The sequence below is a fragment of the Vibrio thalassae genome (genome assembly GCF_900089835.1).
GTDB lineage: Bacteria > Pseudomonadota > Gammaproteobacteria > Enterobacterales > Vibrionaceae > Vibrio > Vibrio thalassae.
Map to the genome: position 1 here is coordinate 1 of NZ_OANU01000059.1, position 7858 is coordinate 7858.

The following is a 7858-nucleotide window of genomic DNA, read 5'->3' on the forward strand; positions in this document are numbered from 1 at the left end:
AATCGCTTTCTTTCGATATTTTGGAACAATCACAACGTGATATTTGCAATAATGTTTAACGTGAGCTTGGCTCTGCCAGTCTCTCATATGACCTCCTTTGAACTTGCCGGTTCTATAAAGGAGGTCATTTTCCCATCGATGCACGCTGTTACGGCAGAGCCTTTTCGAGTCACACCGCCAGAGGCGGTGGTTTACCAAGTTTCAATTAATCCAGCTACCAGCGCAAACATGCCGATAAGCAGAGGCTCCATGTACTGCTTGACCAAAGGTAACATCACCTCAGTCACACCTAGCGCAAAGAATAGGGTATCCATCACCCAAAAGCTGATACTAGAGAGCAGCACGGTTAGAAAGACAAAAGCAACGATAGCGAGAGTCGTCAGCTGCTTGGCTTTTACCCATTGCTTTTCTCCCAGTGCTTTTGCTACCGACGAAGACACGCCGGCAGCGGCGCCCATAAAGAAGGACACGACTAAGAGGTATACTGGGTAAGAGAAGCTCATCGCAGCCAGTTCTTGCGTACCAAGCTTACCGACAAAATAGGTGTCGATAAGCTGGAACATGAAGGTCATCAGCATGCCAAATGCGGCGGGAGCAGTCATGGAAATCAGTGCCGGACGAACCGGCGAGCTAAGTATTTTCGCATCCATTGCGTTATCCCTCTTCCCTATCAGTCGGATTAGCTCACGGTCAGTTGCGCTACCGCAGAAGCTACTTGATCCGCTAGCTCACCATTGGTGATTTTCTGCTGCTCAACATCAAAATTGTCGTAGAAACTAGGAATCGACACTGATGCTTTCACATCCGCGGCAAAATAAGGTGCAGATCCACTGGCTGCAGCTAGCACGCTTTGCGCTCCACCTGGGCCAGGTGAGGTTGCCAAATACACCACTGGTTTATTTTGAAACACTTGCATATTGATGCGAGAGGTCCAATCAAACAGATTTTTGTAGGCTGCGGTATACGACCCATTGTGCTCGGCAAGGGAGATAATCACTGCGTCAGCATCTCCAATCAACTGATAAAAGCGCTGCGCTTGTTCTGGAATTCCAGACTGTTTTTCACGATCTTCACTATAAATTGCGGCTTCAAAATCGTTGAGGTCGATAAGATTCACCTCAGCGTTCTCAAGTAAGTGTGCCGCGTAACTGGCTAGGGTCTGGTTAATGGATGCTCGGCTATTACTGGCACCAAATGCGAGTACTTTAATTGCTTTTGTCATGATTGTTCTCCTAATTTTTGTATGCGTCTAAACCCACGTATTCAATAAACTCAATCACATTGTCGTCAGGGTCTCTGATAAAAAACGACAAACCCGTTGGGTGAGTCATGGGACCACCACTCAGGGGGATGTTGAGCTCTGCCAAGTTCGCCATCACTTGCTCGGCACTCGACACTTCAATGGCCACATGGGTGTAACCTGTGTGTTTAATGGCTACATCCATAAGCTGGTTTTTCTTCTCACCTGAATTCGCATTCAGAATAAAATTAATATTGATACCACTTGGATGCTCTACAATAGCCACAGTCTCAGGCCCCGCAGGTCCTGCGATATATTCAAAACCTAGCTTGGCGTAAAAGTCTCTCGATTGTTCAAACTCACTCACTCGAATTCCTATGTGATTCACTCGGCTAATCTGCTTCATGTTGGCACTCCATGCATTACTTGTTTGTGGTTAAATTCAGTGTAATTGCTAGTCATATGGAAATTAACGGCTAAAATGTAAAATCATTATTTCCATATGACTAGGAATAGGTGCGATGTACAACGGGAAGCTATTGGATGGTTACGTGGTCTTTGTCGAGGTTGTGGAGAGTGGCAGTTTCACTGTTGCAGCAGAGCGGACACAGCACTCCACCTCATACATCAGCAAAGAAGTAACCAAGTTAGAAGAACGCTTAGGCGTGCGTCTACTTCAACGCACAACACGTACGTTGAAGCTCACTCCTGAAGGGGAAAATTTTTACCAACACGCCCGTGATGTTGTCGATGCGGCACAAGCAGCGGAAGAGTCGTTGTCCGGTAGTCAAATTGAGCCGTCCGGCCTACTAAAAATCACCTGTCCGGTTGCCCTTGGGCTGTCTACTATGAGCGTAATCTTTACTCAGTATGCGCAGCGTTATCCCAAGGTCACCTTAGATATCGACCTGAGTGATAAGAAAGTCGACGTCATTGAGCAAGGAATCGATATTGCGATTCGTGCGTCTGATAGACTTGAAGACTCCTCACTGATCAGTCGCAAACTCTTTACTGATAGAGGAATTACAGTGGCTTCTCCCGCTTATCTTCAACGATACGGAACGCCATTAGCACCTAGCGAATTGGCTCATCACGACATCATTAGTTATAGCTACGCGAAAAACAACAAGCGCTGGGTTTATGAGGATCGTGATGGCAATGAGGCCGCGGTGGACATCACCAGCAGAATCACGGTCAACAGCGCTAAAATGGAATTGGAAATGTGCAAAGCCGGATTAGGTATCACCCGCTTGCCGCGCTTTTATTTGGGTAACGAACTAGAAACCGGTGAACTGGTAGAGTTATTTAACGATTATCCAAAACATCAACTTGGTGTATATATGGTGTATCCAAGTCGAAAAAACATGTCAGCAAAAGTGAGAGCATTTAAAGACATGGTCGAAACAGAACTGGTTCATCATTTATCTTTGCGTCAGAAAGAATTAAACAAAGGAATGGCGTAATCAGAAAAGAAAAAGCCGCTACTCCCAACTATGAAAAGAGTGACGGCCAAGTGCTGAAACCAATCTGGATAAGTGGCGATGGAGTCACTTATATAGATTGACCTCGCCTCAGTGTTCCGGTTCGTTGAGTGCTGAGTTCAACTCAACGGAGCTGAGAGGACGGTATAGCCAGTTCTTGTTTTAGCAACATCAAAGCCTTCATTGGTGAATATGAGCCTTTAACGTTTCGTTGCCGGGTTCGCCCTGTTAGCTAATGAGATTCGAGCCTCATCGTTGCTTGTGTTACTTTTTGACTTCTGGTGTAAACTCCTCGTCGTCATCCACAGTCAGTGGTTTTCCATCAGGTCCAAAGATCGCAATCGCACTGCCCATACTCACCAGTCGCATTGCCAGTGATGGAGAAACTGCTTTCTGGACACCTTTTTCTGCGATGATCTCACCTTCCCAAGCTCGGTCCATGTAGCGACCACTTTGTGTAAACTCAATAACTGTTCTCATGATCTTTCCTCCGAATTTAGTATCTAGCTCGCGAAACGGTAAGTTCTACCGCTCGTAGTTGAGCCAATGCTTTTGCAAGTTCGAGCTGTGCCTGAGCAAAATTAACGTCGTCGGTATGTTTGTTAATGTTCTCTTCAGCAGCGCGGCGAGCCGCTTCCGCTCGAGCTTTGTCAATATCTTTGCCGTGTAATGCCGTGTCTGCAAGTACGGTCACCACGTCAGGTTGTACTTCTACCAAGCCACCGGATACATACAAGATATGCTCTGGTTGCTTGAGGTCTCCGAGAATTCTTGCAACACCCGGTTTTATCTTACTGATTAATGGGGAGTGGCCGGGACGAATCCCGAGCTCACCATCCGCTCCGGCAACGGCGATTGCATGAGCTGGCCCTGAATACAGCGTCCCTTCAGCACTCACCACATTGAGTTGAAAGGTTGTTTGTGAAACACCTATTGCCATCACGTCACCCCTTACAGTGTTTTCGCTTTCTCAAGCACTTCGTCGATAGAACCGCAGTACATAAATGCTTGTTCTGGGATATCGTCATATTGACCGTTAAGCAGACCTTGGAAGCCCGCAATAGTGTCTTTCAGAGGTACAAACACCCCTGGCTGACCAGTAAAGACCTCGGCTACGTGATACGGCTGCGTTAAGAAACGTTCTACCTTACGAGCTCGAGATACCAGTTGCTTGTCTTCTTCAGACAGTTCGTCCATACCCAAGATAGCAATGATGTCTTTGAGTTCTTTATAACGTTGCAGCGTTTTTTGTACCGCTTGCGCTGTGTCGTAGTGCTCTTGACCGATAATTTGCGGATCAAGCTGGCGAGACGTTGAGTCTAGCGGGTCGATCGCAGGGTAAAGGCCAAGTGCTGCAATGTTACGTGACAGTACAACCGTTGCGTCCAAGTGAGCGAACGTCGTTGCTGGCGATGGATCCGTTAAGTCATCCGCTGGTACGTACACCGCTTGAATCGACGTAATCGAACCATTTTTGGTCGATGTGATACGCTCTTGCAGTACACCCATCTCTTCCGCCAACGTTGGCTGATAACCTACTGCTGATGGCATACGACCTAGTAACGCTGATACTTCTGTCCCCGCCAAGGTGTAACGATAGATGTTATCGACAAACAGCAACACATCACGACCTTCGTCACGAAAGCGCTCCGCCATGGTTAGACCTGTCAAAGCAACACGCAGACGGTTACCCGGTGGCTCGTTCATCTGACCATAAACCATGGCCACTTTGTCTAAAACGCCCGCTTCTTTCATCTCGTAGTAGAAGTCGTTACCTTCACGAGTACGCTCACCAACACCTGTGAACACTGAAAGACCCGAGTGCGCTTTCGCAATGTTATTGATAAGTTCCATCATGTTGACGGTCTTACCTACACCAGCACCGCCGAACAGACCAATCTTACCGCCCTTAGCAAATGGACAAATCAAGTCGATAACTTTCACGCCAGTCTCAAGCAGTTCAGTACTGTTTGACTGATCTTCGTAGCTAGGCGCGGGACGGTGAATTTCATACGATGCTTTTTCACCAATGGGACCACATTCATCGATAGGTTGACCAAGAACGTTCATAATACGTCCCAGTGTTTCCTCACCGACGGGAACCGTAATAGGGCTACCCGTAGTTTCTACTTGTAGACCGCGTTTAAGGCCATCAGATGAGCCCATCGCAATACAGCGAACCACGCCGCCACCCAGTTGTTGTTGCACTTCTAAAACCAGTGAGCTGTTTTCATCACCTACGACTTTTAGTGCGTCGTATACTCGCGGACCGCTGTTTTGTTCGAACTCTACGTCGACAATGGCACCGATGACTTTGACAATTTTGCCAATACTCATAATCTTACCTCTGAATCCTGTTACACCGCTTGAGCGCCGGCGGTAATCTCACTCAACTCTTGAGTGATCGCTGCCTGACGTGCTTTATTGAACACGAGTTGCAAGTCATCGATTAACTGACCTGCATTGTCCGTTGCAGCTCTCATCGCAACCATTCGCGCTGCTTGTTCACAAGCAATGCTCTCTACCACACCTTGATACACAAGAGACTCAACGTAGCGCAGCATTAAATGGTCCAAGATATCTCTTGGTGCTTGCTCGTAGATGTAGTCCCAACGTGTCTCTTTTTCCGCTTCTTCTTGCTTAGGAAACGGTAACAACTGCATCACGATAGGTTGTTGCGTCATGGTGTTTACAAATTGGCTATAAACCAGAAATAGTCGGTCTATCTGCCCTTCTGTGTAATGCTCCATCATGGCGTGGACAGTAGCTCTTCGAGCTTTGGGTGGTCTCCCAAACCTGAGGTTTGAGCAATGACACGCCCTGATGATTGAAAAAAGCTGATTGCTTTTGAACCAATCAATGTGGTGTCAACTTCGACACCTTGCTCCTGCCAGCTTTGCATTTCAGACAAAACTTTGCGGAACAAGTTGGTATTTAAACCGCCACACAAGCCTCGATCTGATGAGATAATGATGTAAGCAACACGTTTAACCTCTCTCTCTTGAAGATACGGATGACTGTATTCCAACGTACCGCCAGACACGTGACTGATTACTTTTCTCATGTTGTCTGCATAAGGTCGAGACGCTTCCATATTGTCCTGAACCTTACGCATTTTGCTTGCCGCCACCATCTCCATCGCACTAGTGATTTTTTGAGTACTTTGAATACTCGCAATCTTGGTGCGTATCTCTTTGGTATTTGCCATTACTGACTCCTACTTGGTTGATGGTTAGTATTGCAGCGCAGAAAACTCTTCTAGCAGCGCATAAAGCTTACCTTCGATTTCCTTGTTGTAATCACCGGATTTGTTGATCTCTTCAAGCAGTTCAGCTTGAGTCTGTTTGGCGAAAGCCACCAAACCATCTTCAAACTCTGCTAGTTTGTTCAGTGCGACATTTTCCAAGAAGCCTTTTTCAGCGGCAAAGATGACCAACGCTTGGTTCGCAACAGACATTGGTGCGTACTGCTTTTGCTTCATCAGTTCAGTCACTTTTTCACCGTGGTCAAGCTGCTTACGAGTCGCATCATCTAAGTCAGATGAAAACTGTGCAAAGGCTGCCAGTTCGCGGTATTGCGCCAAAGCCGTACGAATGCCCCCAGAGAGTTTCTTGATGATCTTGGTTTGTGCAGCACCACCCACACGCGATACTGAGATACCAGGGTCAACCGCTGGGCGTAGACCAGAGTTAAACAACTGAGTTTGCAAGAATATTTGACCATCGGTAATCGAGATAACGTTGGTCGGTACAAACGCAGATACGTCGCCCGCTTGCGTTTCAATGATCGGTAGGGCAGTCAAAGAGCCCGTACGACCTTTTACTTCACCATTAGTAAAACGCTCTACATAACTCTCATTGACTCGAGCTGCACGCTCTAGAAGACGTGAGTGAAGATAGAAAACATCCCCAGGGAATGCTTCACGGCCCGGTGGGCGTTTTAGTAGTAGTGAAATTTGACGATAAGCCACCGCTTGTTTAGAAAGATCATCGTAGATGATCAATGCATCATCACCGCGGTCGCGGAAGTATTCACCCATAGTGCAGCCTGAGTAAGGTGCGAGGTATTGTAGCGCTGCAGATTCTGATGCTGAGGCCACAACGACAATGGTGTTTTCTAATGCACCGTGTTCTTCTAGCTTACGAACCACATTCGCAATCGTTGAGGCTTTTTGACCAATCGCAACATAGATACATTTAACACCAGTGTCACGTTGGTTGATGATGGCATCGATAGCCATCGCCGTCTTACCTGTTTGACGGTCACCGATAATCAGCTCACGCTGACCTCGACCGATTGGCACCATCGCATCAACCGCTTTGTAGCCTGTTTGAATTGGCTCATCAACGGATTTACGGTCGATTACACCCGGCGCAATCACTTCTACAGGGTCAAAGCGTTCAGCTTTCACTTCGCCTTTGCCATCAATAGGCTGACCTAAGGTGTTCACCACACGGCCAAGCAGCGCAGGGCCAACTGGCACTTCTAAGATACGACCCGTACCACGAACCTTCATCCCTTCACATAGGTCAGCATATGGGCCCATGACTACCGCACCAACAGAGTGGCGTTCTAGGTTAAGCGCTAGGGCAAAACGGTTATCTGGTAACTCAATCATCTCACCTTGCATGGCATCTGCAAGACCGTGAATGGTGATAATACCGTCACTGACCGAAATGATAGTTCCTTCATTTCTCGCCTCACTCGCCATATCAAAATTGGCGATGCGCTCTCTGATCAGTTCACTAATTTCATTTGAATTCAATTGCATCTCTTTCCCCTACTATGCGTGTAGGTTGACAGCAAGACGATGTAACGATGAATAAATACTTCCATCTAACACCTGCTCGCCCGCTTTAATCATCACTCCACCAACCAGGGATGGATCAATTTGCTGTTCTATGGTGACCGTTTTGCCAAATTTGGCTTCCGGCGTTTTTCAAGGTAGTTGTCGCCTTTAATTTTTTAAGCAGCTTCTTTCTGCCTTTCAGGATTTAGCTTAACTTCACCAACTTCATCCCAGTTTCTAGATTCGTTTGACCACCGCTGTGGGTTGGCTGCTCTCGCTTGTTTATAAAGCTCTTTGCGCTTAGCTAAGATGGTACTATCCTCTCCATTATGGCGTTGAACTGGGGTC

At 47.1% G+C, this 7858-nt stretch carries 8 protein-coding genes and 2 pseudogenes; 1 reads left to right on the forward strand and 9 read right to left on the reverse strand.

Annotated features, from left to right (window positions below):
- Nucleotides 1-191: 191 nt before the first annotated feature.
- The 3 genes from VTH8203_RS15460 to VTH8203_RS15470 are packed head-to-tail and all read right to left on the reverse strand — an operon-like array spanning nucleotide 192 to nucleotide 1646.
- A complete protein-coding gene (locus VTH8203_RS15460; protein WP_244181230.1) occupies nucleotides 192-650 on the reverse strand; it encodes an MATE family efflux transporter in 459 nt (152 codons plus the stop codon).
- 29 nt (nucleotides 651-679) lie between these two features.
- Complete coding sequence (locus VTH8203_RS15465) at nucleotides 680-1210, reverse strand: NADPH-dependent FMN reductase (RefSeq protein ID WP_096994489.1); 531 nt, start codon at nucleotides 1208-1210, stop codon at nucleotides 680-682.
- 22 nt (nucleotides 1211-1232) lie between these two features.
- Complete coding sequence (locus VTH8203_RS15470; protein ID WP_096994482.1) at nucleotides 1233-1646, reverse strand: VOC family protein; 414 nt, start codon at nucleotides 1644-1646, stop codon at nucleotides 1233-1235.
- Between the two features lie 115 nt (nucleotides 1647-1761).
- Here VTH8203_RS15470 and VTH8203_RS15475 point away from each other — a divergent pair, with 115 nt between their 5' ends.
- The gene (locus tag VTH8203_RS15475; RefSeq protein ID WP_096994483.1) at nucleotides 1762-2703 is read left to right on the forward strand and encodes a LysR family transcriptional regulator; all 942 of its coding nucleotides are present in this window, start codon (nucleotides 1762-1764) and stop codon (nucleotides 2701-2703) included.
- Between the two features lie 282 nt (nucleotides 2704-2985).
- On the opposite strand, the gene VTH8203_RS15480 is transcribed toward VTH8203_RS15475, so the two are convergent.
- From VTH8203_RS15480 to VTH8203_RS15505, 6 genes and pseudogenes are all read right to left on the reverse strand, one after another.
- Nucleotides 2986-3201 (reverse strand): hypothetical protein, encoded by a 216-nt coding sequence (locus VTH8203_RS15480; RefSeq protein WP_096994484.1) that lies wholly within the window; start codon nucleotides 3199-3201, stop codon nucleotides 2986-2988.
- A gap of 16 nt (nucleotides 3202-3217) precedes the next feature.
- A complete protein-coding gene (locus tag VTH8203_RS15485) occupies nucleotides 3218-3661 on the reverse strand; it encodes a F0F1 ATP synthase subunit epsilon (RefSeq protein ID WP_096994485.1) in 444 nt (147 codons plus the stop codon).
- Between the two features lie 11 nt (nucleotides 3662-3672).
- Complete coding sequence (atpD, locus tag VTH8203_RS15490) at nucleotides 3673-5058, reverse strand: F0F1 ATP synthase subunit beta (RefSeq protein WP_096994486.1); 1386 nt, start codon at nucleotides 5056-5058, stop codon at nucleotides 3673-3675.
- 20 nt (nucleotides 5059-5078) lie between these two features.
- A pseudogene (gene atpG, locus VTH8203_RS15495) lies at nucleotides 5079-5929 on the reverse strand (F0F1 ATP synthase subunit gamma).
- Between the two features lie 24 nt (nucleotides 5930-5953).
- Nucleotides 5954-7492: a F0F1 ATP synthase subunit alpha gene (gene atpA / locus VTH8203_RS15500; RefSeq protein ID WP_096994487.1), complete on the reverse strand. Its 1539-nt coding sequence runs from the start codon at nucleotides 7490-7492 to the stop codon at nucleotides 5954-5956.
- 12 nt (nucleotides 7493-7504) lie between these two features.
- Nucleotides 7505-7645: pseudogene (locus VTH8203_RS15505) on the reverse strand (F0F1 ATP synthase subunit delta); the annotation flags it as partial.
- Between the last annotated feature and the right edge of the window lie 213 nt (nucleotides 7646-7858).